Raw genomic sequence first — 26,698 nt, forward strand, 5'->3', positions numbered from 1 at the left:
CCCCGTCCCAGGGAGGGGCGGCGCCTTCCGTTGTGCCGGGGCGGCGCCGTGCGTCAGTTGTCCATCGTCGTGCGCGCCGTCTCCGGCAGCGCCAGGTAGACGCAGAACGACACCAGGCAGAGCACCGCGACGTACCAGGGGAACAGGTCGGCGTGGCCCGCCGACTTGAACCACGTGCCGACGTACGGGGCGGTGCCGCCGAAGAGTGCGACGGTCAGCGAGTACGGGAAGCCGATGCCCGCGGCCCGTACCCGTGCGGGGAAGATCTCAGCGTTCACGGCGGCGGCGACCGCGGTGTATCCGGTGAGCAGCACCATGCCGGCGCACTGCACCAGCAGCAGCGAGACGAAGGTGTCGGAGATCAGGTGCAGCAGCGGCACGGCGAGCACCGCGAAGCCCAGCGCGAAGCCGAGCAGCAGCGGCTTGCGGCCGATGCGGTCAGAGAGCATGCCGCCCAGCGGCTGCAACAGCGCGAAGAAGACCAGCGAGATGGTGCCGACGGTGAGCGCTTCACCCTTGTCGAAACCGACGTTGACCTGCGCGTAGGTCGGCAGGTACGTGGTCCAGGTGTAGTAGGCGAGGGTGCCGCCCGCGGTGATGCCGCAGATCAGCAGGGACTGGCGGGGGTAGCGGCGCAGCCCTTCGAAGAGCCCGGGACGGGCGGCGGCCTGCTGTGCGGCGGTCGGGGCCTCCCCTGCTCGAACGGAGCTGAGAGCTTGGAATGGGGCCTCCCCTGCTCGAACGGAGCTGAGAGCTTGGAATGGGGCCTCCCCTGCTCGAACGGAGCTGAGAGCTTGGGGAAGGGTTTCCCGCGCACCATGCCTGATCCACAGGCCCAGCAGGCTCAGCAGCGCGCCACCGATGAACGCCACCCGCCAGCCCCACAGGCCCATCTGCTCCTCGGTGAGCAGGGTGGCCAGCAGCGCGGCGGTGCCGGATGCCAGCAGCTGGCCGATGGTGGTGGAGACGTACTGGAAGCTGGAGAAGAGGCCGCGTCTGCCGGGTCCTGCCGATTCGACGAGGAAGGTGGTGGAGGCCGCGAACTCGCCGCCCACGGACAGGCCCTGGATCAGCCGGGCGACGACCAGCACGACCGGGGCCAGGACGCCTGCGGTGGCGTAGGTGGGGGTGACGGCGACGAGCAGGCTGCCGCCGCCCATCAGCAGGATGGTGACGGTCAGTGCGGCGCGGCGGCCACGGCGGTCGGCGACCGCGCCCATCAGCAGGCCGCCGATCGGGCGCATGAAGAAGCCGACGGCGAAGACCGCGAAGGACGACAGCAGCGGGACGAGGGAGTTGCCTGTGCCCTCGGGGAAGACCTGTTCCGCGAAGTAGACGGCGAGGAACGAGTAGGCGTACCAGTCGTACCACTCGACGGCGTTGCCCACCGACGCGGCGGCCAGCTGGCGCAGTGGGGACGGTGGCCTGCGCGCGCCGGGTGGCCCGGTTTCCGTCAAGGGTCCGGTGTGTTCCGCGCTCGACATGGTCCTCCGCTCGGGTACTTCGGCTGAGCCCGCCGCCGGGGGCGGGCCGGTCCAACACGCGATCATGTACCGCGGGGGCGGGTGGCCGCCAGGGTCGGAGGGCGGCCGAAATCTGTGGGCAACATGCGGGGCCGTGCGGCGGGGCGAGCCGGTCCGCCCGCGGGGTCACGGAGCGCGTCCGGCGGGCGGCGCCGCGTGGTGAAGTGGCGTACCGGGGGCTTGTATTGGGGCGCGCCGTGTTCGATCCTGCTGCTTCCTGTTGCCTTACGTTCGGAGTTGTCGCATGCCTGCTCGCCGCATGTCCCGCCGTTCGTTCCTGGTCGCCGGCAGCGCTCTGGCGGGCTGGGCCGCGTTCGCCGCGCAGAAGAGCGCCTTCGCCGCCGAGGCCGCGGGCACGGGCGGTGAGTGGAACGCGCAGCCGCAGGTCTTCCAGGTGAACCGCGAGGCGGCGCGGGCCCGCCTGATCCCGTACCGGGACGCCGGCGCGGCGCTGGCCGGCGTGGTCGACGACTCCCCGTACTACAGATCTCTGAACGGCAGTTGGCGCTTCCACTGGTCCAAGAACCCGGACGAGCGGCCGGCCGGATTCCACGACCCGGGGTACGACGACAGCGGCTGGGACCGTATCCCCGTACCGTCCAACTGGGAGATCGAGGGCTACCCGGAGCCGATCTACCTCAACATCAAGTACCCCTGGACCGGTTACGAGACGCCGGTGCCGCCGCACGTCCCCGAGGGGTTCAACCCGGTCGGCTCCTACCGCCGCGCCTTCACCGTGCCGGGCGGCTGGGACGGGCGCCGCACCCTGCTCTCCTTCCAGGGCGTGAAGTCGGCGTTCTTCGTCTGGCTCAACGGCGAGCGGATCGGCTACAGCGAGGACAGCTACACCCCGGCCGAGTTCGACATCACCGACGCGCTGAAGCCGGGCCGCAACACACTGGCGGTCGAGGTCTACCGCTGGTCCGACGGCAGTTGGCTGGAGGACCAGGACATGATCGACCTGTCCGGGATCTTCCGCGACGTCTACCTCTACGCGATTCCCCCGGTGCACGTCCAGGACCTGGAGATACGCACCACCCTTGACGACACGCCGCGCGACGCGGAACTGACCGTGCGGGCGACCGTACGCAACCGGGGCGCGGCGGGCGCGGGCGCGCACCGGCTGACCGCGACGCTCCACGACGCCGACGGCAAGGAGGTGCTGCCGAAGCCGCTGACCGCCGCCGTCGGCTTCGGCGAAGGCAAGGACGTGACGGTCGCCCCGCACGCCGCCGTCAAGGCCCCTCGCCTGTGGTCGGCCGAAGACCCGTACCTCTACACCCTGGTGGTCACGCTCTCCGACGCGGCGGGCCGTGCCGTCGACGTCCAGCGCACCCGGGTCGGCTTCCGCAGCATCGCCCACGGCCCCGGCACCTTCACCGTCAACGGGCAGCCGATCGTGCTGCGCGGCGTCAACCGCCACGAGTCCGACCCGGACCACGGCCAGGCGGTCACCGCGGAGCGGATGCGGCAGGACGTCCGCATCATGAAGCAGCACAACATCAACGCGGTACGCACCTCGCACTACCCCAACCACCCGTACTGGCTCGACCTCTGCGACGAGTACGGCCTGTACGTCGTCGGCGAGGCCAACCTGGAGTCGCACGGCGTGCGCGAGGTGCTGCCCGGCGGGCTGCCGGAGTGGACCGACGCCTGCCTGGACCGGATGCGCTCGATGGTCGAGCGGGACAAGAACCACCCCAGCGTGGTGGTCTGGTCGCTCGGCAACGAAGCGGGGCAGGGCGCCAACTTCCGCAAGATGGCCGACTGGACGCACGGCCGCGACCCGTCCCGGCCGGTGCACTACGAGGGCATGAACGACGTGGCCGATCTGCACAGCGAGATGTACACCGCGCCGGACGGCGTCGAGCAGTACGGAAAGTCCGGCAACCCGAAGCCGTTCATCCTGTGCGAGTACGCCCACTCGATGGGCAACAGCACCGGCAACTTCCAGGAGTACTGGGACGTCTTCGAGCGCTACCCCAACCTGCACGGCGGCTTCATCTGGGACTTCGTCGACCAGGCGATCCGCCTCCCGGTCCCCGGCGACCGGCGGCACAGCTACCTCTCCTACGGCGGCGACTGGAAGCCCGGCTACCCCACCGACAAGAACTTCTGCTGCAACGGCATCGTCTCCGCCGACCGCACCCCGCATCCCGCCATCCACGAGGTGAAGAAGGTCTACCAGGCGATCCGGATGGCCGCTGCCGACCCGGCGAAGACGCAGATCACCGTCACCAACCGGCAGTTGTTCCGCGGTCTCGACGACTACGAGCTGCGCTGGGAGGTCACCCGCGACGGCGAGCGGATCCAGCACGGCACGCTGCCCGCGCCCAGCGCCGGGCCGGGCGCCGACGCGACCGTCCGCATCCCCCTGCGGCGGCCGACGCGCCCGGAGCCCGGCGCCGCGTACTGGCTCAATCTGTCGTTCGTGCTCCGGCGCGACGCGCGCTGGGCTGACGCGGGACACAGCGTCGCCGCCGAGCAGTTCGCGCTGCCCTGGCACACCCAGGCACCGGCGGATCCGGATCCGTCGGCGCTGCCGCCGCTGCAGCTGACCGAGACCGGCGAGCAGGTCACCGTCACCGGCCGCGACGTCGAGGTCGTCCTGGACAAGGCCACCGGCACCCTGACCGCCTACCGGCACCGCGGGCGCACCCTGGTCTCCGGCGGCCCGGTGCCCAACTTCTGGCGGGCGCCCACCGACAACGACATCGGGCGCGGCGCCCAGAACACGCTCGGGACCTGGCGCGACGCGGGCAGCGGGCGCACCGTCACCGGCGTGCGGGCCGCCCAGCCGTCCCCGTCCGAAGTCACCGTCGAGGTCACCGCCACGCTGCCCACCTCGCCCGCCGTCTCGCACTGGGACACGGTGTTCACGGTGCGCGGCGACGGCGAGGTGCGCATCGCGCACACCCTGCGCCCCGGCGTGCTGCTGCCCGATCTTCCGCTGGTCGGCGCGCTGTTGACGGTACCCGCTGGGCTCGACACCTTCACGTGGTACGGGCGGGGCCCGCAGGAGAACTACCGGGACCGGCGCACCGCGGCGTTCGTCGGCCGCCACCGCTCCACCGTCGACGCCCAGTTCGGCCCGTACGTGCGGCCCCAGCAGACCGGCAACGTCACCGACGTACGCACCGCATCGCTGACCGCCCGTGACGGCACCGGGCTGCGGGTGAGCGCCGAACCGGGCGATGACGCACCGCTGTTGGAGCTGAGCGCGCTGCACCACACCCCGGCCGACCTGGACGGTCCGCTGCATCCCTACGAGCTGAAGCGGCGCCCTGAGATCCATCTGGGCGTCAATCACCGGCAGATGGGGGTGGGCGGCAACGACTCCTGGGGCGCGCCGCCGCTGGAGCAGTACCTGCTGCACGCCGACCGGACGTACCGCTACGGCTACCGGCTCGCGCCCGCCCGGGGCGGGTCCGCCGGGTGACCTTGCCGTTGGCGGGCGGCCGGTGCGTACGCCGCGCAGCCGCCGGGTGGCCCGCGCGTGGCTACTCGGCGGGGGCCCGGCCCGCCGTGCGGGCGGCGTGCAGGGCGAGCGCGATGAGCGGGAGCTGGCCGGGCAGCCGGCCGTAGGCGATGGCCTTGAGCGGGGCCGGGCGGTGCCGCCAGTCGTAGGCCATCTGGACGTTGGCGGGGAAGACGGCGGCGAACAGCCCGGCAGCCGCGAGCGCGCCGGCCCTGCGGGTGCGCGGCAGGGCGACGGCGGCGGCGACGGCGAGTTCGGCGGCGCCGCTGGCGTAGGTCCAGGCGCGGGCGCTGCCCGGCAGTTGGCGGGGCACGATCGCGTCGAACGGCTTGGGCACGAGGAAGTGGGCGACGCCGGCCGCGGCGAGCGTACGGGCCAGCAGTCGGGCGGAGAGTGCGGTGGCTGCCACGGTGTGCTCCCGGAACGGTCTGTCGGGCGGGCGGACGGCGGACGGGACGCAGGGTGGGTGCGGCGGCCACCCCGACCATTGAACCGGCCGCCGCGAGCCCGACCTTACCCGTGGGTCACTTAGCTGGTCACCACCTGATCACCGGCAGGTGTGAGGCGTGCGTCACGGTCGGCAGGCTCCTGGTGGGCGTCGCGCCGCAGCAGTGCGGCATAGCGTCCGTCGGCGGCGAGCAGCTGGTCGTGGGTACCGCGTTCGGCGATCCGCCCGCCGTCCAGGACCACGATCTGGTCGGCGTCGCGGACGGTGGACAGGCGGTGCGCGATGGTGACCGTCGTGCGGCCTCGGGACAGCGCGTCGATGGCCTGCTGGACGGCGTGTTCGGTACGGGTGTCCAGGGCGCTGGTGGCCTCGTCGAGTACCAGGACGGGCGGGTCGCGCAGGATGGTGCGGGCGATGGCGAGCCGCTGCTTCTCGCCGCCGGAGAAGCGGTAGCCGCGCTCGCCGACGAGGGTGTCGTAGCCGTCGGGGAGCGAGGTGATGTGGTCGTGGATCTGGGCGGCCCTGGCGGCGCGTTCGATCTCGTCGTCGCTCGCGTCGGGCTTGGCGAAGCGGAGGTTCTCGGCGACCGACGCGTGGAAGAGGTAGGTCTCCTGGGAGACCACGCCGATGGCGCGGGCCAGAGTGGCGAAGTCGAGTGCGCGTACGTCGGTGCCGTCGAGGGTGACGCGTCCTTCGGTGGCGTCGTAGAGCCGCGGCACGAGGTAGCTCAGGGTGCTCTTGCCGCTGCCGGTCGCGCCGACGACGGCGAGGCTGCTGCCCGCCGGGACGGTCAGGTCGATGTCCTGGAGGGTGGGCGCGTCCGCGGCGTCGTAGGCGAAGCCGACGTGCTCGAAGCGGATCTCGCCGCGGGGTGCGGCGATGCGTACCGGTGCGGCGGGCTCGGTGAGGGCGACGGGCAGGTCGAGGTATTCGAAGATGCGCTGGAAGAGGGCGAGCGAGGTCTGCATCTGGACGCCGGTCGTCAGCAGCGAGACGGTGGGCCGCAGCAGGCCCTGCTGGAGCGAGACGAAGGCGACCAGGGTGCCGAGCGAGAAGGCGGGCCCGCCGAGTTGGAGGACGAGTCCCGCCGCCCAGTAGATGAGCGCGGGCATGGCGGCCATGACGACGCCGATGGTGGCCATCCGCCAGCGGCCCGCCATGTTGGAGCGGATCTCCAGGTCGACGAGGCGCTCGGATTCGCCGGCGAAGCTTTGGGTGAGGGAGTCGGCGCGGCCCATGGTGCGGCCCAGGAGGATGCCGCTGACCGACAGGGATTCGGTGACGATCGCGGACATGGCGGCCATCTGCTTCTGCCGCTGGGTGGTGATCCGCTTGCGTTCGTTGCCGACCCGGCGGCTGATCCACACGAAGAGCGGGAGCAGCAGCAGGGAGACGAGGGTGAGCCGCCAGTCGAGGGCGAGCATGGCGACGACGGTCGCCACGACGGAGGTGAGGTTGGAGACCAGGGAGGTGGCGGTGGAGGTGACGGTGGCCTGCATGCCGCCGATGTCGTTGGCGATCCGGGACTGGACCTCGCCGGTGCGGGTGCGGGTGAAGAAGGCCAGCGGCATCCGCTGGAGCTTGGCGTAGACGGCGGTGCGCAGGTCGTGCATGACGCGCTGGCCGACGGTGGTGGAGAGCAGGGTCTGCAGGACGCCGAAGACGCTGGTGGTCACGGCGGTGAGGATCATGCCGAGGGCGAGCAGGGTCAGCAGTCCTGTGCGGCGCCCGGGTATCGCCACGTCGAGGATCTCGCGCAGCAGGAAGGGCGAGGCGACCGAGACCAGCGAGGAGGCGCCGACCAGGAGGCCGACGAGGGCCAGGCGGCCACGGTAGGGGCGGAAGAGTGCCAGGATCCGCCGGAGCTGGACCGGCTGGTCCGGGTCCTTGGGCGGTGGGGTCCACTCGGATTCTTCGCGGCGCATGGGCTCCTTCGGAGGGTGTGCGGAGAGGCGGACGTCGTGCGACGGTCATGGAGCCTAGCTCATTGTTACCTATACTCACAATGAACTTGATCCTGTTATCCTCCGTCCATGTCCTCCCCCGAGCCGACGCACAGCACCTCCCAGGTCGCCGAACAACTGGTACGGCTGACCCGCCGGATGCACCGCGCGCAGAAACACCGCATGCAGCAGCTGGACATCGCCTTCACCCCCGCGCAGTCCCGGCTGCTGCGGATCGTGGACCACCACCGCGACACCCCGCCCCGGATGGCCGACCTCGCCGAGCGCCTCGAAGTGGTGCCACGGGCGGTGACGACGCTGGTCGACGCCCTGGAGGCGCACGGCGCGGTCCGCCGGGCACCCGATCCGGCCAACCGCCGGGTGGTACGCGTCGAGCTGACCGACTCCGGACGCGCCACGCTCGACGCGCTGCGCAGCGCGCGCCGGGCCGCCGCGGAGGACATCCTGGCTCCGTTGACCGCGGAACAGCGCGAGGTGCTCGGCGGTCTGCTGGCCACCCTGGTCGACGGGCCGGGGCCGCGCTGCTGAGAAAAGCCTGCGTCTGGAGGAGTCGCCATGCCCCTGCTGGAGCCGAAGCCCGGGGCCCTGCGGCCCGCCGCGACCGGGGCCCCCTCCCCCGACCGGGTCGCCGCGGCCCGCGCACCCGGCACCCCCGAACCGCTGCGCGGCGACCTGATCGCGCTGCTCGGCCCCGACAAGGTGCTGCACACCCTCTCCGACCTGGTCCGCTACGCGTCCGACGCCAGCCCCTACCGCTTCGTCCCGCAGGTCGTGGTGCTCGCCGAAGACATCGACGACGTCTCCGCGGTCTTCTCCTACGCCCACGGCAAGGGCCGCCACGTCGTCTTCCGCGCCGCCGGGACCTCCCTCAACGGCCAGGCGCAGGGCGAGGACATCCTCGTCGACGTCCGCAGGCACTGGTCAGGCATCGAGGTGCTCGACGGCGGCACCCGCGCCCGCATCAGGCCCGGCACGACGGTGCTGCGCGCCAACGCGGCGCTGGCCAGGCACGGCCGGCTGCTGGGGCCCGACCCGGCCAGCGCCGTCGCCTGCACCCTGGGCGGCGTGGTCGCCAACAACGCGTCAGGGATGACCGCGGGCACCACCCGCAACTCCTACCGGACGCTGGCATCGGTCACCCTCGTCCTGCCGTCGGGCACCCTCGTCGACACCGCGGACCCGGCGGCCGACGCGGAACTGGCGCACGCCGAGCCCGAGTTGTGCGCCGGACTGCTCGCGCTCAAGGCCACCATCGAGGCGGACCGTGACCTGGTCGCCAGGATCCGCGCCAAGTACGAGATCAAGAACACCAACGGCTACCGCCTGGACGCCTTCCTCGACGGCAGCACCCCTGCCGAGATCCTGCGCGGCCTGGCGGTCGGCTCCGAAGGCACCCTCGGCTTCATCGCGGAGACCGTCTTCGACACCCTGCCGCTGGACCGTCACACCTCCACCGCGCTGCTGTTCTTCCCCACCCTGCGGGCGGCGGCCACGGTCGTACCGCGGTTCAACGCGGCGGGCGCGCGGGCCGTCGAGCTGATGGACGGCAACACCCTGCGCGCCTCGGTGAGCGTCGCCGGGGTGCCTGCCGACTGGGCGGACCTGCCGAAGGACACCACCGCACTGCTGGTGGAGTTCCGGGCACCCGACGAGGACGCGCTGCGCGCGTGGGAGCAGACCGCCGAACGGCTGCTTGACGACCTGGAGTTGGTGATCCCGGTCGGCTCCGTCACCAACGCCTTCACCCGTGACGCCGGCACCATCGCCGGATACTGGAGCGCCCGCAAGGCGTTCGTGACGGCGGTCGGCGGCTCACGGCCGGCCGGCACCACCCTGATCACCGAGGACTTCGCGGTACCGCCCGACCGGCTGGCCGACGCCTGCGTCGCACTGCGCGAACTCCAGGTCCTGCACGGCTTCGACGCGGCGGTGGCCGGCCACGCCGCACACGGCAACCTGCACTTCCTGCTCACCTTCGACGCCGCCCGCCCCGACGACGTGGCGCGCTACGCCGCCTTCATGGAGGAGTTCTGCACGCTGGTCGTCGACCGCTTCGACGGCTCACTCAAGGCCGAGCACGCCACCGGCCGCAACATCGCCCCGTTCCTGGAACGTGAATGGGGGCCGCGCGCAACGGAGTTGATGTGGCGGATCAAGCGCCTCGTCGACCCGCACGGCATCCTCGCCCCGCGCGTCCTGCTCGACCGCGACCCCAAGGCCCACCTGCGCGGCCTGAAGACCATCCCGCGCATCGAGGCGGTCGCCGACCCCTGCATCGAATGCGGCTTCTGCGAACCGACCTGCCCCAGCCAGGACCTGACCACCACCCCACGCCAACGCATCGTGCTGCGCCGCGAGATGCTGCGGCAGCCACCGGAATCCCCGGTCAACGACGCGCTGCTCGCTGCCTACGGCTACGACGCGGTCGACACCTGCGCCGGCGACTCCACCTGCAAGCTGGCCTGCCCGGTGGGCATCGACACCGGCGCGATGATGAAGGACTTCCGCCACCTGCGGCACTCCCCGCGCGAGGAACGGTCGGCCGCGCTGTTCGCCCGGCACTTCGCGACCGTCGAACGGGCCGCCCGCCTCGCGGTGGCCGCCGCCCGCCGGATCGACGACCGACTCCTTGAGTCGGCGACCGACGCCGCCCGCAAGGCCGTACGCCCCGACCTGGTACCGCGCTGGCTGCCGCAGATCCCCGGCGCCGCGGCCCGCACCCTGCCCGCCACCACCAGGGCGGACGCGGTCGCGGTCTACTACCCGGCCTGCGTGAACCGCATCTTCGGCGGCCCCGCCTGCGACCTGGGCCCCCCGCTGCCGGAAGCGGTGGTCGCGGTCTCCGGGCGGGCGGGCAAGCCGGTGTGGATCCCGCCGGACGTGACCGGGACCTGCTGCGCCACGATCTGGCACTCCAAGGGCTACGAGCGGGGCACCGTGGTGATGGCCAACCGCATCGTCGAGGCGGCCTGGGGCTGGACGGCGGGCGGACGGCTGCCGCTGGTCGTGGACGCCTCCTCCTGCACCCTCGGCATCGCCCACGAGGTGACCCCCTACCTGACCCCGGCCAACCGCGCCCTGCACGCCGAGCTGACGGTCGTCGACTCCGTCGTCTGGGCCGCGCGCGAACTCCTGCCGCACCTGGAGATCCACCGGACGACCGGCTCCGCCGTCCTCCACCCCACCTGCTCCATGCGGCACTTGGGCGACGAGGCGCAGCTACGGGAGGTCGCCGAGGCGTGCGCGCGGGACGTCGTGGTCCCCGACGACCTGCGCTGCTGCGCCTTCGCCGGGGACCGCGGGATGCTGCACAGGGAACTCACCGAGTCGGCGACCGCGAGGGAAGCCGCCGAGGTCGGCGCCCGCACCTTCGACGCCTACCTGTCCGCGAACCGGATGTGCGAGGTCGGCATGGACCACGCGCTGGGCCGCCCCGCCTACCACTCGGTGCTGGTGGAGCTGGAGCGGGCCACCCGGCCGCCGACGGCCACCGGATGACGCGACACAAGGGTGCGCCCGGCCTCCCGTACGGAGACCGGGCGCAGCCCTTGTGGCATCAGCTCTTGGCGCCCACATGCAGGGCCACCGCGCTCTTGGCCGGCACGGTCAGCTGCGCCGTGCCGTCGTCGCCGACGGTGACGGTGTTGCCATCGCAGTGGTCAGCCGCGGCCTTGACGACGTTGCAGTAGGTGCCGCCCGGCAGGGAGGTGGTGAAGGTCTGCGTGAGGTCACCTTCACCGTTGTTGAGGGCGACGAAGCCGGATTTGCCGCGGCCGAAGGCGAGGGCGCTGCCGCCGTTGTCCCACCAGTCGGTCAGCTCGGCCGAGCCCACCGCGTTACGGAATCCGACCGTGCCGGTGATCTCCTGCTTGGCGTGCTCGCCGGTCCAGCCGCCGGAGCCGCTGGGCGGGCCCGCGTCCTTGTCGGACCACTCGTAGCCGGAGTAGACGTTGGGCGAGCCGTAGGGCGAGGCCAGCATGAACACGTTGGCGAGGGTGTAGGCCGCGCCGTCCTTGTAGGTCAGCGTCGAGCCGTTGCGCTCGGTGTCCCAGTTGTCGACGAAGGTACGGGCCGAGCCGCTGCCGAGCTTGCCGTCGGCCACCGACCTGAGCTGGGCGATGTTGCCCCCCTGGAAGGCGCTCTTGAGGTGGCTGCCGTAGCGGAATTCGTCGACGTCGCCGATGCCGGTGTACTCGTCGGGCTGCACCGCTTCGCCGCCGCCGTAGATGACCTCCTGCACCCAGTAGCCGGGGTCCTCGGTCATCTTGCCCTTGATGGCGGCGAGGTCGTCGGCCGCCATGTGCTTGGCCGCGTCGATCCGGAAGCCGTCCGCGCCCAGCGAGCGCAGGTCGTCGAGGTACCTGGCGAGGGTGGTGCGGACCGCGTCGCTGCCGGTGTCGAGGTCGGCGAGGCCCACCAGTTCGCAGGTCTGGACGTCGTTGCGGTCACCGTAGTTCGAGATGTCCTTGCGGCAGCCGTGGAAGTCCTGGTCCTGGTAGACGCCGGGATAGCTGTACTTCGTGTACTGGGTGCCTCCGGTTCCGGTGCCGGATCCTGACGACATGTGGTTGATGACCGCGTCCGCGATGACCTTGACGCCGGCCGCGTGGCACGCCTTCGTCATCGCGGCGAAGTCGTCGCGGCTGCCGAGACGGCCGGCGATCTTGTAGCTGACGGGCTGGTAGGAGGTCCACCACTGGCCGCCCTGGATGTGCTCGGACGCGGGTGACACCTCGACGTAGCCGTAGCCCGCCGGGCCGAGTTCGTCGGTGCAGGACGTGGCGACGTCCGCGAAGCTCCGCTCGAACATGGTGGCGGTGACGGTCTTCTCGCCCGGCGGGGTGGCCTGCGAGGTCCAGGGCGCGAACGAGGCGAGGCCGGCCGCGGCCAGTACCCCGGCCAGCGTCCCGCCCAGCACACGGGAACGATGCTGCATCTTGCGGCTCCTTCGGCAGTCGGGCGCGGCGCACCGCGCCCACGAAGAGCAGCCAGGCGCCGGGCCGCCGTGGGGGGTTTCCGGGTCGGAGCCTGCCGGTTTCCGTGTGCACACGTCAAGGGTTCCCGCAATTTTTTCCAACGCCTTGCGAAAGAAATTGCGGCCGTCCCGCCCGCCTCAGCCACCCCTCACACACCACGGTTCCCGCTCCGCGCCAGGCCCCGGGAACAAGAGTCCAAGGGGCCGAACGAGGAATCCAACCGGCCCTCTTGTGTGTCGTACCGCCCAACCGCCAGGGTCCTGACCGAGGTTCACGTATGCACCGCGCCATCCGATCCCTGGAGGACCGATGAACGAGGCCCATTCGCAGAACCACCCTCACCACCCCCCGCAGAACCGGCCCGACGGCGACCACAGGACGGAGCACCCGCAGGCCGATCCGCCACGGACCCACGACACGGAACAGGCCGTCCGCCCCGACGGGCCGCACCCCAGCCGCCGTTCGGTCCTGTGGACCGCGGGCGCGGCCGGCGCGGGCCTCGGGCTCGGCGGGCTCACGACAGGCAGCGCGGCGGCGGCCACCACGGACGCCGCGAAGCCGGGCGCCGGGGCGTCCGGCACGGCGGCACCCGAGGCACGGGGCCGGACCATGATCGGCGTACCGTTCGAAGGGCGCCGCACCGTACGCGTGGGGATCATCGGCCTCGGCAACCGCGGCGGCTCCATGATCGATCTCTTCCTCGCCGTCCCCGGCGTCCGCGTCGTCGCGCTGTGCGACCCGGTGAAGGAAAAGACCGCCAAGGCCGCCAAGAAGGTCACCGACGCCGGACAGCCCGCACCCGCCGTCTACACCAACGGCGAGCACGACTTCGCGAACCTGTGCAAGCGCGGCGACCTCGACTTCGTCTACGCCGCGACTCCCTGGGACTGGCACTTCGAGATGGCCAGAACGGCGATGCTGCACGGCAAGCACGTCGGCGTGGAATGCCCGCTGGCGCTCCGGCTCGACGAGCTGTGGGAGCTGGTGGACCTCTCCGAACGCACCCGCAGACACTGTCTCCAACTGGAGAACTGCTGTTACGGCAGAAACGAACTGCGGGTCCTGCGCATGGCACACGCCGGGCTCTTCGGCGACCTGCTGCACGGCGCCGGCGCGTACAACCACGACCTGCGCGGCCTCATGTTCGACCCGGAGTACTACGAGGGCCCGTGGCGCCGCCTGTGGCACACCCGGCTGCGCGGCGACCTCTACTCCAACCACGGTTTCGGCCCGGTCGCCAACTACATGGACGTCAACCGCGGCGACCGCGCCGTACGGATCTCCAGCTTCGGCACACCGGCGCTGGGGCTCGCCGCGTACCGCAAGGAGCACATGCCGGCCGGCGACCCGAGCTGGAAGGAGTCGTACGTCGAGAGCGACCGGACGATCAGCCTCGTACAGACCGCCAAGGGCCGGGTGATCCGGCTGGAGCACGACGTGTCGACGCCGCACCCCTACAGCCGCATCAACAGCCTCGGCGGCACCAAGGGCGTCTTCGAGGACTACCCGGAACGGATCTACCTGGAGCCCGACCAGAACAACGACGAGTGGGGCGACTTCGCCCGGTACGCGGACTGGGACCACTGGCTCTGGAAGGAGCACGCCAACCCGCCGGGCGGCCACGGCGGCATGGACTACATGATGGTCTTCCGGCTGATGCAGTGCATGCGGCTCGGCCTGGTACCTGACTTCGACGTCTACGACGCGGCCACCTGGACCGCCCCGGTCCCGCTGAGCGACGCCTCACTCAGGGCGAAGGGCGAGCCCCAGGAATTCCCCGACTTCACCCGCGGACAGTGGAAGCACGCCCGGACGGGGATGGATTCGGCCAGGCCGGAGGAGTAGGAGGGGGAGAAGGCGGAATAGGCGGGTGGGGGGAGGCGGGTGGCGTCCTCCCCCGCCCGCCGGGGGGGCCGGCCCGGCCGGATTCAGCCCCACCCGGCCTCACTTCGCAAGATGCGCCCTGTCCCCCATGACCACCACCGGGTGCCGCCCCGGATCGAGCGAGCGCAGCAGCGTCGCCATGCCCGACTCGGAGATGCTGACGCAGCCGGACGTACCGCTCCCGTGGTCCATGTGCAGCCAGATCCCGCCCCCCTTGGACTCACCCTCGGGGCGTACCGGATCCAGCGGGGAGGTGCCCTTGACGCGGTTGTAGTTCACGGCGACGACGTAGTCGAAGTCGTGCCGGGTGTTCTTCGACCAGTACGCAGGCGGCGTGAACGCGGCCGTGTGCGTGTACGGCAGACGGGCACCCGGGTCGGCGAGCACACCGCCGGCGTCGGTCAGCGTGAACACACCGACCGGGCTGCGCTTGTCACCTTCGTGGTGATCCACGCTCCAGCCGTGCCGACCGTTGTGTGCCGGCCAACTCCCCTTCTGGTCCCACCCCTTGGCGCCTTTCTCGTACAACACGACGGTGGAGCCGGCGGAATCCGCACCCTTCCCGTAGACGGCCACCACCTGGCGCGAGCCGGACGGGATGCGGGCGCGCAGCGTCGCGCCGACACCGGGGACGTTCCGCAGATGCGTGGTGGCGGAGGCGTGCGCCTGCCCACCCTGCCGCTTCCCCTGTCCCGCTCCGTCGCCCTGCCCACCCTCGCCACCGCTCGTGCCGCCCCCACAGCCCGCCAGGAGAACCAGCCCCGCCGCGGCCACCGCCGCCGTCCGCATCGCACTGCCCACGCTTCGCATGAGCCCCATGGTCCCACCGCAGGCCCGAACAACCTTCGGCGACCGCCCGTTACGCCGGTACGGCACGCGCCTGGCCCGATCCGCCCGACGCCCGGAAAAACCGTTTGAAATCGACCGCCCGACACGCCAGCCTTCCATGACTCGCCCCCGCACGGTCCACCGCACACGCACACCGCACACCGCACACCGCACACGCATACCGGCAACGGCAACAGACCTGTGGCGCGGAGCCACGGGCACGGTCATGGCCAAGGGGGCCGGTTCGTACGGGATGCGACGAGCAACAGGGGCGAGCGCTCGTCCCACAACCGAAGGCTGGTGGACGAGTTGGTATCGCAGGCACGAAGCGCCGCCCCCCTGAACGACCGTGGCGATACGCACCGACCGACACGCACACGAGCCAAGCCAGGCCAGGCACGAAGGACACGGATGTGAGCGACGAACCGATGTGAGCGGGTCAGGACGCGGGCGGACACGAGCCGGAGTGGAGGCGGACGGCTCCGCTCCGGTCGTCGGCGCTCGCTGGGGAGGGCGGCGCCTGCCGCTTCCTGAAGGGTGACCGCTCGGGCTGGGCCTGCCGTCGGCCATGCGCGGCCGGTCATACGCGGCCAGCCATGCACGGTCGGTCATGCACGGTCGGTCATGCACGGTCGGTCATACGCGGCCGACCGTGGCATACCTGCCGTCAACAACCGCTTGGTGACGGCGTGTTACTCGTCCTGCTCCTCACACCGGCCGGTTACCGAATACCGGTCACCGATTGCGACGGTCGGCACCTCACATCCCCCCACTGGCAGTTCGCCCCACCCACCACAACCACGCCCCTGGACATCATGCAGATTCGCGATCTTCCGTTCACCGACCCCGGCGACCCAGACGTACGAACCGGCGGCAAATTCCTTCTCTGGCTCTACAAGAAGCAGCTCGGCGGGCAGATCAAGGCCCTCCTCTGGGGCCTGGTACACACCGGCGCTCTGGCCGCCTTTCCGCTGCCGGTCGGCCTCGCCGTGCAAGCCGTCGTGGACCGCTCCGGTGACCAACTGGCCTTGGCCGGCGGCCTCCTCGCCCTCCTCGGCGCCCTGGTCGCACTCGGCGACACCATGCTGCACCGCTCTTCCGTGACCAACTGGATCACCTCTGTCGCCCGGGTCCAGCAACTGCTCGCCCGCAAGACGACCGAGCTGGGTTCCGCCATGACCAGGCAGGTGGCCGCCGGAGAAATCGTGGCCGTCAGCACCGGCGACCTCGAAAAGATCGGATGGTTCGTCGAGGGGATCTCCCGTTTCGGCTCGGCTGCCGTGACCTCGGTCGGCGTCTGTGTCTGGCTGGTGTTCTACCAACCGGCCCTCGGCATCGTGGTGGCGATCGGCACGCCGGTCCTGGCACTGGCCGTGCTCCCGCTGCTGCCGCACGCCACCCGACGCGCCGACGCCCAGCGCGAAAAGGCCGGCCGGGCAACCGAACTGGCCTCCGACACCGTCGCCGGACTCCGCGTACTTCGCGGCATCGGCGGCGAAGAACTGTTCCTCGGCCGCTACCGCAGCGCCTCCCAGGAAGTCCGCAAGGCCGCCGTCCGCAGCGCCCGGATGTGGTCGCTGATCTCGGCCGTCCAGGTAGCCCTGCCAGGACTGCTGCTCATCACGGTGGTCTGGTACGGGGTCCGGCTCGCGCTGGACGGCCGCATCACGGTCGGCGAACTCGTCACGATCTACAGCGCGGTCACCTTCCTGCTCTTCCCGCTCCGGCACTTCGAGGAGATCGCCATGGCGTACTCCTTCTCCAGGCCATCGGCGAACCGCGCCGCCCGCGTACTGGCTCTGAGCCGCCCCACCGGCGGCCGGCTCACCGAGCACGGACCGCTGACCGGGGAGCTCCACGACCCGGTCACCGGCCTCACCGCCGCGTCAGGCAGGCTCACCGCCGTGGTCTGCGGCGACCCCGACGCCGCAGGACGCCTCGCCGACCGCCTCGGCGGACACCCACCGGACCCCGCCCCGGACCCCGAGGACCAACACACCGCCGACACCAAGGGTGTTGGTGACGCCGCGTCGAACCCGGAGCTTCCCCCCACCACCGCCGACATCGCGGAGTCCCCCACCCCTCGCCCCGGCATCACCCCGGACCTCACCTACGGCCCACCCACCACAACTCACCTCAACGGGACAGCCACCTCCGTACTCCTGGGCGGCATCCCACTCGACGACGTACCGCGCACCGCCGCACGCGCCGCCGTCCTCGTCCAGGACAAGGACCCCACGCTCCTCTCCGGCACCCTCGGCGAACTCCTCGACGTGCCCTCGTCGGGTCACATCGGCATCGACGAGGCGTTGTCGGCCGCGCAATGCGGCGATGTCCTGACGGCGTTGGCCCAGGCATCCGTCGACGAGTCCGGCAACCCGATGCTCACCCGCATCACGGAACGCGGCCGGTCGCTCTCCGGCGGCCAGCGCCAGCGGCTCGCCCTGGCCAGGTCGCTGGTCACCGACCCCGAGGTGCTGGTGCTCGACGAACCGACCAGCGCCGTCGACTCACACACCGAAGCCCGCATCGCCGACAGCCTCCGCAACATCCGAACCGGCCGCACGACGATCGTCCTCACCTCCAGCCCCCTCCTCCTGGACAGGGCGGACCACGTGGTCTTCCTCCACGAGGGCAAGGTCACCGCCGAGGCCACACACCGCGAACTGCTGCACACCACCCCCGCCTACCGTGCCGTCGTCACACGCGAGACCGAACCCGGTCACCCTGCTGAACCCGGCGGGATCAGCGAGTCAGCCGAGTCGGCTGGGTCGGCTGAGTCCGCCGTGCCCGCCGAACCCGCCGAGCCCACTGAGTCGGCCGCACCGGCCCGTCCGGGTGGGGCCCCCGCCCCCGCCCCACCCCCCTCCGCCTCCCCCGCTCCCACCGCCTCCCCTCCCCACGCCACCCCCCTCAACAGCATCAGCCCCACCACGAGCACCGACACCGGCATTGGCACCGGGGCCAACACCGGCGTTGGCCCCGGCACCAACACCCCCATCGGCACCCGCACCCGCGCCCTCACCACCCCCGCACCCGAACACGCCCCACCTGCCGACACCCCGACCAACCACACCAACGAGACCGGCCAAACCAGCCAAACCGACCAGGTTGCCCAGGCCACCCAAGCCGCCCACTCCGAGGAGACCTCATGATCGGCCTGGCGCCGCCGGCGCACGATCCGGATGCCCCGCAGACCGCCACGACCCTGCCCGTCGGCTCCCCCGCGACCGTACGGGCCTATGTGGGCGGCCTCATCCGCCGCCACCGCCGCGCCTTCACCGTGCTGATCAGCGTGAACGCGGCAGCCGTGGTGGCCTCAATGGTCGGCCCCTATCTGCTCGGCGGGCTGGTGGAGGATCTGTCCACCGGAGCACGGCAACTCGAACTGGCGCCGACCATCGCGGTGTTCGCCGTCGCACTGGCCCTCCAGACCGTCTTCGTCCGCCTCGTGCGCCTGCGCGGGGCGATGCTCGGCGAACGGATGCTGGCGGACCTCCGCGAGGACTTCCTCGTACGGTCGGTGGCGCTCCCGCCGAGCGTCCTCGAACGGGCCGGCACCGGCGACCTGTTGTCGCGGATCACCACCGACATCGACCGGCTCGCCGAAGCGATGCGCGAGGCCGTGCCGGAGTTGGCCATCGGCGCGGTGTGGATCATCCTTCTGCTCGGCGGACTCACCATGACCGCGCCGCCGCTCGCCCTCTCCGTTCTCGTCGCCCTCCCTCTGCTCATCATCGGCTGCCGCTGGTACTTCACCCGCGCCCCGAGCGCCTACCGCTCCGAAGCCGCCGGCTATGCCGCGGTCTCCGCGGCCCTCACCGAGACCGTGGACGCCGGACGCACCATTGAGGCGCACCTGCTGGGCGCCCGGCGGGTGGCGCTCTCCGAACGCCGGGTACGCGAGTGGACACAGTGGGAGCGATACACACTGTTCCTTCGATCGGTGCTGTTCCCCGTCATCAACGTGACCCATGTGCTGCTCCACGGTTCGGTGCTGATGCTGGGCGGGGTGTTCGTCCTGAAGGGCTGGATCACCCCCGGTCAGCTGACGACCGGTGCGCTGCTCGCCCAGATGATGGCCGAGCCCGTCGCCATCATCCTGCGCTGGTACGACGAGTTGCAGGTGGCGCAGGTGTCCATCGCCCGGCTCGTCGGTGTGCGGGAAATCGAGCCGGAAGCCGCCGACGAGACGACGGCACCCGACGGCCGGGACGTGCACGCCGACGAGGTGTACTTCGGCTATCGGGCGGGGGTGGACGTGCTGCACGAGGTGTCGCTGCGGGTCCGTCCCGGCGCGAGGGTGGCACTGGTGGGGCCATCCGGCGCGGGGAAGTCGACGCTGGGGCGGCTGCTGGCCGGTATCTACGGGCCACGTGCCGGCACGGTCACCCTGGGAGGCGCCGCGCTCTCCGAGATGCCGACGGAACGGGTCCGTGAGCATGTGGCGCTGGTCAATCAGGAACATCACGTGTTCGTGGGGTCGCTCCGTGACAACCTGCTGCTGGCCCGCGCGCGGGCGAGTGAGGGCGAACTGTGGGCGGCGCTGGCCGCGGTGGACGCCGCCGCGTGGGCCAAGGCTCTCGACAAGAGGCTGGACACCGAGGTCGGTTCGGGTGGCCATGCGCTGACCCCGGCCCAGGCCCAGCAGATCGCGTTGGCCCGTCTGGTACTGGCCGACCCGCACACACTGGTACTGGACGAAGCGACCTCCTTGCTCGACCCTCGGGCGGCCCGGCATCTGGAACGGTCCCTGGCCAAGGTCCTGGACGGGCGGACGGTCGTGGCCATCGCCCATCGCCTGCACACCGCGCACGACGCGGATGTGATCGCCGTTGTCGAGCAGGGCAGGATCAGCGAACTCGGCAGCCATCAGGAGTTGGTGTCCGCGGACGGTGCCTACGCAGCTCTCTGGCGCTCCTGGCACAGCTGACGGCGGCGGACCGTTCCGGTCCTGAGCCGTCCTCCGGCTCGGGACCGTGGCGCCGTAGTGCTTCTGGCGCGCGTGGACCGTCAGCGTCGGTTCTCCGCCCCTCGGGCGGAAACGGGCTACGGCGTTACGGACAGCCGGTCGCCGTGAGGCGCCGTGGGCCGCCGCCCCCGCCGCATCGGGCGGGCCGAGGCGAATGTCGGGGCCTTCCCGCCTCCGGGCACCGTGAGCCGACTCGGCCCACCCGTCGCCATGATGGTGGTGGCGGCAGCGCTGTGGCAGGGCGGTCAGAGGTAGCCGAGGGCTCCCAGGGCGCCGATGCCGCCGAGCAGCATGAAGGCGGGCATCAGGACTTTCAGCTCGATCCAGCTGCCGGCCCGGAAGCGCATGGCGTGCGGCGGGCCCACCGGGTACCAGCGCTTGCGGCCTATCGGGATGGGCCACAGCACGGGGCAGCCGGAGACGGTCAGGGCGTCGCCGATGTCGTGGACCAGTGCACCGAGGACGATCGGCAGGCCGAGCCAGAGGTACTCCTGGCCCGGTTCGGCGAACAGCCAGCCCGCGCCGTTGCCCGGCTGGTCGAGGATGCCGGCCAGGATCCAGGCCATGGTCGCGCCCAGCAGCCACACCAGGACATCGCTGGAGACGCGTGCCGCGCGCCACAGCAGACCTTCGATGGCGAGCACCATGTGGACGAAGAGGATGCCGAGCACCGCCCAGCGTCCGCCCTGGGTGGCGAGGAGGGACATTCCACCGCCGACGAGGACCGCCCACAGCCAGGTGTGGGTGAGCGTGCGGTGCCCTCCGGCACGGTTTGAGTCGCCACGCATCTTGGTGGCTTTGTACACAGCGTGCGAGAGGGTGTCGACGAGTTCGCAGAGCATGCGCGAGAGCGGTCCGAAGGCTCGCGAGATGGTGGCTGACTTGTGGTCGAGGTCGGGCGCGAGCGCCGCCCCGGCGCAGATCAGAGCTCCGCAGACGAGCACGGGCCAGGGCATCGGATACCCGGCGGTCGCGGCTGCCGCTCCCACTCCCAGCCAGGCCGCGGCTCCGGACAGCGAATGCGCCGGTCCCATCATGGTCGTTCTCCACCCCTTGTTTTCTTGGATCTCGCGTTTCTGACGCCCGGTCGGCGACACAGCGTAGCGTCAGATGATCTCCATATGAGTGGCCGGTTCCCGGATACGGGTCGAGGGCAGGCAGTATGGGGGCGTGACCCTTATCGATCATTTGCCGAAAGACGCCGACCCCGATGCCCTCTTCGAAGCTTTTTCGAGCTGGGCCGAACAGCAGGGGATCACTCTCTACCCTGCCCAGGAGGAGGCGCTGATCGAGGTGGTCTCGGGGGCGAATCTCATCCTGTCCACGCCCACGGGCTCCGGTAAGAGTCTGGTGGCGGCGGGCGCCCATTTCACCGCGCTCGCCCATGATCAGGTCACCTTCTACACGGCGCCGATCAAGGCGCTGGTGTCGGAGAAGTTCTTCGATCTGTGCAAGCTGTTCGGCACCGAGAACGTCGGCATGCTGACCGGTGACGCGTCCGTCAACGCGGACGCTCCGGTGATCTGCTGCACGGCGGAGGTGCTGGCCTCGATCGCGCTGCGGGACGGCAAGGATGCCGACATCGGGCAGGTCGTGATGGACGAGTTCCATTTCTACGCGGAGCCGGACCGGGGCTGGGCGTGGCAGATTCCGCTGCTGGAGCTGCCGCAGGCGCAGTTCATCCTGATGTCGGCGACGCTCGGCGACATGTCGCGGTTCGAGGGGGATCTGACCCGGCGTACCGGGAAGCCGACGTCGGTCGTGCGGTCGGCCACCCGGCCGGTTCCGCTGTCGTACGAGTACCGTGCGACGCCGATGACGGAGACGCTCACGGAGCTGTTGGAGACGCATCAGTCGCCGGTGTACATCGTGCATTTCACGCAGGCCGCGGCGGTGGAGCGGGCGCAGGCGTTGATGAGCATCAATATGTGTACGCGTGCGGAGAAGGACGAGATCGCGCAGCTCATCGGGAATTTCCGGTTCACGACCAAGTTCGGTCGGAATCTTTCGCGTTACGTCCGTCATGGCATCGGTGTGCACCACGCCGGCATGCTGCCCAAGTACCGTCGGCTGGTCGAGAAGCTGGCGCAGGCGGGTCTGCTGAAGGTGATCTGCGGTACGGACACGCTGGGTGTGGGGGTCAACGTGCCCATCCGCACGGTGTTGTTCACGGCGCTGACGAAGTACGACGGCACCCGGGTGCGGACGCTGCGGGCGCGGGAGTTCCACCAGATCGCCGGGCGTGCGGGGCGGGCCGGTTTCGACACGGCGGGGTTTGTCGTGGCGCAGGCTCCAGATCATGTCGTCGAGAACGAGAAGGCGCTGGCGAAGGCCGGTGACGATCCGAAGAAGCGCCGCAAGGTGGTGCGCAAGAAGGCGCCGGAGGGTTTCGTCAACTGGGGCGAGAACACCTTCGAGAAGCTGATCGCTTCCGATCCCGAGCCGCTGACCTCGCGTTTCCGGGTGACGCACACGATGCTGTTGTCGGTGATCGCCCGGCCGGGCAATGCCTTCACGGCGATGCGTCATCTGCTGGAGGACAATCACGAGCCGCGCCGCAACCAGCTCAAGCACATCCGTCGGGCCATCGCGATCTACCGGTCGCTGCTGGACGGCGGCATCGTGGAGCAGTTGGACGAGCCGGACGCGGAGGGCCGGATCGTACGGCTGACCGTGGACCTTCAGCAGGACTTCGCGTTGAACCAGCCGCTGTCGACGTTCGCGCTCGCGGCGTTCGACCTGCTGGATCCGGAGTCGCCGTCGTACGCGCTGGACATGGTCTCGGTCGTGGAGTCCACGCTGGACGATCCGCGGCAGATCCTCGCGGCGCAGCAGAACAAGGCGCGTGGCGAGGCCGTCGCCCAGATGAAGGCGGATGGGGTCGAGTACGAGGACCGCATGGAACGCCTCATGGATGTCGAATACCCCAAGCCGCTGGAGGAGTTGCTGTTCCACGCCTACGGGCTGTACCGCAAGAGCCACCCGTGGGTCGGTGACCATCCGCTGTCGCCGAAGTCGGTGATCCGCGACATGTACGAACGCGCGATGACCTTCACGGAGTTCACGTCGTTCTACGAGCTGGCGCGTACCGAGGGGATCGTGCTGCGTTACCTCGCGAGCGCGTTCAAGGCGCTGGATCACACCGTGCCGGACGATCTGAAGTCCGAGGATTTCCAGGACATCATCGCGTGGCTCGGCGAGATGGTGCGCCAGGTGGACTCCAGCCTGCTGGACGAGTGGGAGCAGCTGGCCAATCCCGAGGTGGAGACGGCGGAGCAGGCCGCGGAGCGGGCCGATCAGGTCCGGCCGGTCACGTCGAATGCGCGGGCGTTCCGGGTTCTGGTCCGCAATGCGTTGTTCCGCAGGGTGGAGCTGGCGGCGCTGGACAAGGTGGAGGAGCTCGGCGAGATGGATGCCGACTCCGGCTGGGACGTCGACGCCTGGGGCGATGCGATGGACGCCTACTGGGACGAGTACGACGAGCTGGGCACCGGTCCGGATGCGCGGGGCCCGAAGCTGCTGCAGATCGATGAGGACGCCGAGCACGGGCTGTGGAAGGTGCGGCAGACTTTCGCCGACCCGAACGGCGATCATGACTGGGGCATCTCCGCGGAGGTGGATCTGGCCGCCTCCGACGAGGAGGGGCGCGCGGTGGTGCGGGTCACGGATGTGGGTCAGCTGTGAAAGGGGTTCGGCGGACGCCGGCCCCGGAGGCGATGGGGGGTCACCGGTCATGACGGGTTCGGCCGAGAAGCTGGTCGATCTGCTGGATCTGGAGCAGATCGAGGTCAACATTTTCCGTGGTCGCAGCCCGCAGGAGTCCCTGCAGCGGGTGTTCGGCGGGCAGGTCGCCGGGCAGGCGCTGGTGGCTGCCGGGCGGACCACGGAAGGGGACCGGCCGGTCCATTCGCTGCACGCGTATTTTCTGCGGCCGGGCCGTCCCGGGGTGCCGATCGTGTACCAGGTGGAGCGGGTCCGCGACGGGCGGTCCTTCACCACCCGCCGGGTCGTCGCCGTCCAGCAGGGACGCACGATCTTCAATTTGACCGCCTCCTTTCACAAGCCGGAACCCGGCTTCGATCATCAGTTGCCGATGCGTCGGGTGCCCGGACCTGAGGGGTTGCCGACGATCTCGGAAGAGGTGCGCGAGCGGCTGGGTGCGCTGCCCGATGCGCTCCAGCGGATGGCCCGCCGGCAGCCGTTCGACGTGCGGTATGTCGACCGGCTGCGGTGGACCGCGGACGAGGTCGAGGGTGCCGAGCCGCGCAGCACGGTGTGGATGCGGGCGGTGGACCCGTTGGGTGACGATCCGCTGGTGCACACCTGCGCGCTGACCTACGCCAGTGACATGACGCTGCTGGACGCGGTGCGTGTCCCGGTCGAACCGCTGTGGGGCCCGCGCGGATTCGACATGGCCTCCCTCGACCATGCGATGTGGTTCCACCGGCCGTTCCGTGCGGATGAGTGGTTCCTGTACGACCAGGAGTCACCGATCGCCACGGGCGGCCGTGGGCTGGCCCGTGGGGCGATCTACGACCGTGAGGGCAGGCTGCTGGTGTCCGTCGTCCAGGAAGGGCTTTTCAGGAAGCTGGGCGGCTGACGTCGGCGTGCCGTGGAAGGCCCGGGGGCCGCTCGGAGGCGGTCGGGGGCTTCCCGGCGGGCCTCCTCCAGGGCCCGGGAGAGGTTGACGCGGTACCACAGCACTTCGTCGAACTCCTCGGCGGTCAGGACGTGTTCGAAGGATTCCCGTGCGGCGGCGGTGGCCGTGATCACGGAGGCGAAGTGTGGCTTGAGGCGGCGGAGCAGGGACCGCTCCAGCGGGTCGCCGACGACGGATGCGCATTCTTCCGGGGGCAGTACGGCGGCGATGACCGCGGCTGATTCCCAGGGGTCCGCCGTCTGTCCCATGAGCTGGGCGACGCGGCGCCCGCGCCACTGGCGTGCGCGCCAGTCCTGTCCGTCGTCGAGCATGACGCGCATCGCCGCGGGGGTGTTGCCCCGTAGGAGTTCGGGTTCGCGGTCGGCGAAGTCGGCCACCTCCGCGGCGAGGTAGAGCCAGACGAGGGCGCCGTAGCGGTTGACGTAGAACCTGACCGGGCCGAAGCAGCCGGACCTGGTCAGGCGCAGGAAGCGGCTGGGTGCGATGCCCATGAGTTCGGCGGCTTCCGTTGTCCCGACGGTGCGGATCCGTTCCCGGAGGGTGTCCGGGAAGCCGGGCTCGGCCTGCAGCCTGGCGATCTCCTCCGCCGGGACGCGGCGGCGGTTCAGTGGGGCACCGCCGCCGGGCCGGTTGTCGGTTCCTGCGGGTACGGTGCGTACTTCCCCCAGTTGGGTGGCGAGTTCCAACTCGCCGGTCCTCAGCTCCAGTTCGCGGGCGGCTCGCCCCGTGGCGAGCGTCTGCTGCCCGTCGCACATCACAGTCATGTCTGTTCCCCCACAGCTCGGTCGATCACTGACAGTCACGACTGTAGCGAGGGGGGATGACAGTCGGTCAACCCACGCCTCAAGCCTGTGGATAACTTTGCGGCTGCCGTGCCGCGACGGCGAGGTGTTCGCCGACGCGGTTGACGAGCAGGGTCATTTCGTAGGCGATCTGTCCCATGTCGGCCTCCGCGCCCGCGAGTACGCCCAGGCAGCTGCCCTCGCCGGCCGCGGTCACGAACAGCACCGCGTCATCGAATTCGACCATCGTCTGCCGGACCCGCCCGGCCCGGAAATGGAGCCCCGTCCCCTTCGCGAGGCTGTGCAGTCCCGAAGCGACCGCGGCCAGATGTTCCGCGTCCTCCTGTGTCAGCTCCTGGCTCGTGCCCGTGACCAGCCCGTCGTTGGAAAGCACCAGCGCGTGCCGTACCTTCTCCACGCGGTTGGTCAGATCGTCCAGCAGCCAGTCGAGTCCGCTGGTCAGTGCCATGCCGGTTCCTCCCCGTGTCCCCGTCCGCGCCCGCGACGCGGTCGGCAGCCCGTCCACAACTGCCGTGCCAGCGTGGCCCACCTCCGGCGTCTCGGCAAGCGGCCCTGCAGTGCGGCCCCACCGCCCGGCGTGCCCTGCTCCGCGCCGCAGCTCCGGATGGGGAGTATGTGCACATGGCACGAAAGATGACCAAGGACGAGTGGCAGAAGTTCGTCTCCGAGGGAACCCGCACCGGCAAGCTGTCGACCGTACGGGCCGACGGCAGCCCGCACGTGGCCCCGGTGTGGTTCCTCCTGGACGGCGACGAGTTGGTGTTCAACACGGGAAAGGACACGGTCAAGGGCCGCAATCTGCTGCGCGACGGCAGGGTGGCGCTGTGCGTCGACGACGAACGGCCGCCCTTCACGTTCGTCACCCTCCAGGGGACGGCGGAGATCAATGACGAGGTGGCGGAGGTGCTCCACTGGGCCACGCGTATCGCGGCGCGCTACATGGGTGAGGAGCGTGCAGAGGAGTACGGCACGCGGAACGGGGTGCCCGGGGAGCTGGTGGTGCGGGTCACGATCGACCATGCCGTGGCCGTGGCGGAACTCGCCTCCTGAGGGGCGAGCGGCAGGCGGGGCGGCGCGCACACGGTGCGCCGCAGACCGACCGCCTCCCCGTGCGGGACACCCGGCGCGTACGCCCCGTAGGCCGCGGTGGGGCCGGGCGGTC

Annotated in this window: 16 protein-coding genes and 1 pseudogene; 9 read left to right on the forward strand and 8 right to left on the reverse strand. The window is 70.7% G+C overall.

The window, feature by feature from the left end:
- Positions 1 to 53: 53 nt before the first annotated feature.
- A complete protein-coding gene (locus ACGFNI_RS06895; RefSeq protein WP_393681280.1) occupies positions 54 to 1,484 on the reverse strand; it encodes an MFS transporter in 1,431 nt (476 codons plus the stop codon).
- 283 nt (positions 1,485 to 1,767) lie between these two features.
- On the opposite strand from ACGFNI_RS06895, the gene ACGFNI_RS06900 reads away from it, so the two are divergent.
- Positions 1,768 to 4,962, forward strand: a complete 3,195-nt coding sequence (locus ACGFNI_RS06900; RefSeq protein WP_393681282.1) for a glycoside hydrolase family 2 TIM barrel-domain containing protein — start codon at positions 1,768 to 1,770, stop codon at positions 4,960 to 4,962.
- A gap of 61 nt (positions 4,963 to 5,023) precedes the next feature.
- Here the strand turns inward: ACGFNI_RS06900 and ACGFNI_RS06905 are convergent, their stop codons facing one another.
- Together ACGFNI_RS06905 and ACGFNI_RS06910 are read right to left on the reverse strand one after the other, a co-directional pair.
- The gene (locus ACGFNI_RS06905; protein WP_393681284.1) at positions 5,024 to 5,410 is read right to left on the reverse strand and encodes a hypothetical protein; all 387 of its coding nucleotides are present in this window, start codon (positions 5,408 to 5,410) and stop codon (positions 5,024 to 5,026) included.
- 119 nt (positions 5,411 to 5,529) lie between these two features.
- Positions 5,530 to 7,374: an ABC transporter ATP-binding protein gene (locus ACGFNI_RS06910; RefSeq protein WP_393681286.1), complete on the reverse strand. Its 1,845-nt coding sequence runs from the start codon at positions 7,372 to 7,374 to the stop codon at positions 5,530 to 5,532.
- 108 nt (positions 7,375 to 7,482) lie between these two features.
- Here ACGFNI_RS06910 and ACGFNI_RS06915 point away from each other — a divergent pair, with 108 nt between their 5' ends.
- Both ACGFNI_RS06915 and ACGFNI_RS06920 read left to right on the forward strand, forming a co-directional pair.
- A complete protein-coding gene (locus ACGFNI_RS06915; protein WP_393681288.1) occupies positions 7,483 to 7,941 on the forward strand; it encodes a MarR family winged helix-turn-helix transcriptional regulator in 459 nt (152 codons plus the stop codon).
- Between the two features lie 27 nt (positions 7,942 to 7,968).
- On the forward strand, positions 7,969 to 10,911 hold the full coding sequence (locus ACGFNI_RS06920; RefSeq protein ID WP_393681290.1) for an FAD-binding and (Fe-S)-binding domain-containing protein: 2,943 nt from the start codon (positions 7,969 to 7,971) through the stop codon (positions 10,909 to 10,911).
- Positions 10,912 to 10,969: 58 nt separating this feature from the next.
- Here the strand turns inward: ACGFNI_RS06920 and ACGFNI_RS06925 are convergent, their stop codons facing one another.
- Complete coding sequence (locus ACGFNI_RS06925) at positions 10,970 to 12,349, reverse strand: alpha-amylase family protein (RefSeq protein WP_393681292.1); 1,380 nt, start codon at positions 12,347 to 12,349, stop codon at positions 10,970 to 10,972.
- Positions 12,350 to 12,698: 349 nt separating this feature from the next.
- On the opposite strand from ACGFNI_RS06925, the gene ACGFNI_RS06930 reads away from it, so the two are divergent.
- Positions 12,699 to 14,234 carry a Gfo/Idh/MocA family protein gene (locus ACGFNI_RS06930; RefSeq protein ID WP_393681294.1) on the forward strand — a complete coding sequence of 512 codons (1,536 nt, stop codon included), beginning with the start codon at positions 12,699 to 12,701 and terminating at the stop codon, positions 14,232 to 14,234.
- 99 nt (positions 14,235 to 14,333) lie between these two features.
- Here ACGFNI_RS06930 and ACGFNI_RS06935 read toward each other — a convergent pair whose 3' ends face one another.
- On the reverse strand, positions 14,334 to 15,083 hold the full coding sequence (locus ACGFNI_RS06935) for a L,D-transpeptidase family protein (protein ID WP_393681296.1): 750 nt from the start codon (positions 15,081 to 15,083) through the stop codon (positions 14,334 to 14,336).
- 833 nt (positions 15,084 to 15,916) lie between these two features.
- On the opposite strand from ACGFNI_RS06935, the pseudogene ACGFNI_RS06940 reads away from it, so the two are divergent.
- A pseudogene (locus ACGFNI_RS06940) lies at positions 15,917 to 17,818 on the forward strand (ABC transporter transmembrane domain-containing protein); the annotation flags it as partial.
- 434 nt (positions 17,819 to 18,252) lie between these two features.
- Positions 18,253 to 20,034, forward strand: coding sequence for an ABC transporter ATP-binding protein (locus tag ACGFNI_RS06945; protein ID WP_393681298.1), 1,782 nt, complete (start codon positions 18,253 to 18,255; stop codon positions 20,032 to 20,034).
- A 284-nt stretch (positions 20,035 to 20,318) separates the two neighbouring features.
- On the opposite strand, the gene ACGFNI_RS06950 is transcribed toward ACGFNI_RS06945, so the two are convergent.
- Complete coding sequence (locus ACGFNI_RS06950; protein ID WP_393681300.1) at positions 20,319 to 21,110, reverse strand: metal-dependent hydrolase; 792 nt, start codon at positions 21,108 to 21,110, stop codon at positions 20,319 to 20,321.
- A gap of 133 nt (positions 21,111 to 21,243) precedes the next feature.
- Between ACGFNI_RS06950 and ACGFNI_RS06955 the strand changes: the two genes are divergently transcribed.
- Together ACGFNI_RS06955 and ACGFNI_RS06960 are read left to right on the forward strand one after the other, a co-directional pair.
- On the forward strand, positions 21,244 to 23,757 hold the full coding sequence (locus tag ACGFNI_RS06955; RefSeq protein WP_393681480.1) for a DEAD/DEAH box helicase: 2,514 nt from the start codon (positions 21,244 to 21,246) through the stop codon (positions 23,755 to 23,757).
- 49 nt (positions 23,758 to 23,806) lie between these two features.
- Positions 23,807 to 24,673, forward strand: coding sequence for an acyl-CoA thioesterase (locus tag ACGFNI_RS06960; protein ID WP_393681302.1), 867 nt, complete (start codon positions 23,807 to 23,809; stop codon positions 24,671 to 24,673).
- On the opposite strand, the gene ACGFNI_RS06965 is transcribed toward ACGFNI_RS06960, so the two are convergent.
- A complete protein-coding gene (locus ACGFNI_RS06965) occupies positions 24,604 to 25,497 on the reverse strand; it encodes a DUF6397 family protein (RefSeq protein ID WP_393681304.1) in 894 nt (297 codons plus the stop codon). The genes ACGFNI_RS06960 and ACGFNI_RS06965 overlap by 70 nt on opposite strands.
- A gap of 79 nt (positions 25,498 to 25,576) precedes the next feature.
- Complete coding sequence (locus ACGFNI_RS06970; RefSeq protein WP_393681306.1) at positions 25,577 to 25,984, reverse strand: roadblock/LC7 domain-containing protein; 408 nt, start codon at positions 25,982 to 25,984, stop codon at positions 25,577 to 25,579.
- A gap of 173 nt (positions 25,985 to 26,157) precedes the next feature.
- Between ACGFNI_RS06970 and ACGFNI_RS06975 the strand changes: the two genes are divergently transcribed.
- Positions 26,158 to 26,586 carry a PPOX class F420-dependent oxidoreductase gene (locus ACGFNI_RS06975; RefSeq protein ID WP_393681308.1) on the forward strand — a complete coding sequence of 143 codons (429 nt, stop codon included), beginning with the start codon at positions 26,158 to 26,160 and terminating at the stop codon, positions 26,584 to 26,586.
- Positions 26,587 to 26,698: the final 112 nt, after the last annotated feature.

The organism is Streptomyces sp. NPDC048644 (assembly GCF_043199105.1).
Taxonomy (GTDB): Bacteria; Actinomycetota; Actinomycetes; order Streptomycetales; family Streptomycetaceae; genus Streptomyces.

What these genes read in the sequence shown, in the direction of transcription:
- ACGFNI_RS06895 (WP_393681280.1), bottom strand. Translation starts at nt 1,484, where the DNA reads ATGTCGAGCGCGGAACACACCGGACCCTTGACGGAAACCGGGCCACCC.
- ACGFNI_RS06900 (WP_393681282.1), top strand. Translation starts at nt 1,768, where the DNA reads ATGCCTGCTCGCCGCATGTCCCGCCGTTCGTTCCTGGTCGCCGGCAGC.
- ACGFNI_RS06910 (WP_393681286.1), bottom strand. Translation starts at nt 7,374, where the DNA reads ATGCGCCGCGAAGAATCCGAGTGGACCCCACCGCCCAAGGACCCGGAC.
- ACGFNI_RS06915 (WP_393681288.1), top strand. Translation starts at nt 7,483, where the DNA reads ATGTCCTCCCCCGAGCCGACGCACAGCACCTCCCAGGTCGCCGAACAA.
- ACGFNI_RS06920 (WP_393681290.1), top strand. Translation starts at nt 7,969, where the DNA reads ATGCCCCTGCTGGAGCCGAAGCCCGGGGCCCTGCGGCCCGCCGCGACC.
- ACGFNI_RS06925 (WP_393681292.1), bottom strand. Translation starts at nt 12,349, where the DNA reads ATGCAGCATCGTTCCCGTGTGCTGGGCGGGACGCTGGCCGGGGTACTG.
- ACGFNI_RS06930 (WP_393681294.1), top strand. Translation starts at nt 12,699, where the DNA reads ATGAACGAGGCCCATTCGCAGAACCACCCTCACCACCCCCCGCAGAAC.
- ACGFNI_RS06935 (WP_393681296.1), bottom strand. Translation starts at nt 15,083, where the DNA reads ATGCGAAGCGTGGGCAGTGCGATGCGGACGGCGGCGGTGGCCGCGGCG.
- ACGFNI_RS06945 (WP_393681298.1), top strand. Translation starts at nt 18,253, where the DNA reads ATGATCGGCCTGGCGCCGCCGGCGCACGATCCGGATGCCCCGCAGACC.
- ACGFNI_RS06950 (WP_393681300.1), bottom strand. Translation starts at nt 21,110, where the DNA reads ATGATGGGACCGGCGCATTCGCTGTCCGGAGCCGCGGCCTGGCTGGGA.
- ACGFNI_RS06960 (WP_393681302.1), top strand. Translation starts at nt 23,807, where the DNA reads ATGACGGGTTCGGCCGAGAAGCTGGTCGATCTGCTGGATCTGGAGCAG.
- ACGFNI_RS06965 (WP_393681304.1), bottom strand. Translation starts at nt 25,497, where the DNA reads ATGACTGTGATGTGCGACGGGCAGCAGACGCTCGCCACGGGGCGAGCC.
- ACGFNI_RS06970 (WP_393681306.1), bottom strand. Translation starts at nt 25,984, where the DNA reads ATGGCACTGACCAGCGGACTCGACTGGCTGCTGGACGATCTGACCAAC.
- ACGFNI_RS06975 (WP_393681308.1), top strand. Translation starts at nt 26,158, where the DNA reads ATGGCACGAAAGATGACCAAGGACGAGTGGCAGAAGTTCGTCTCCGAG.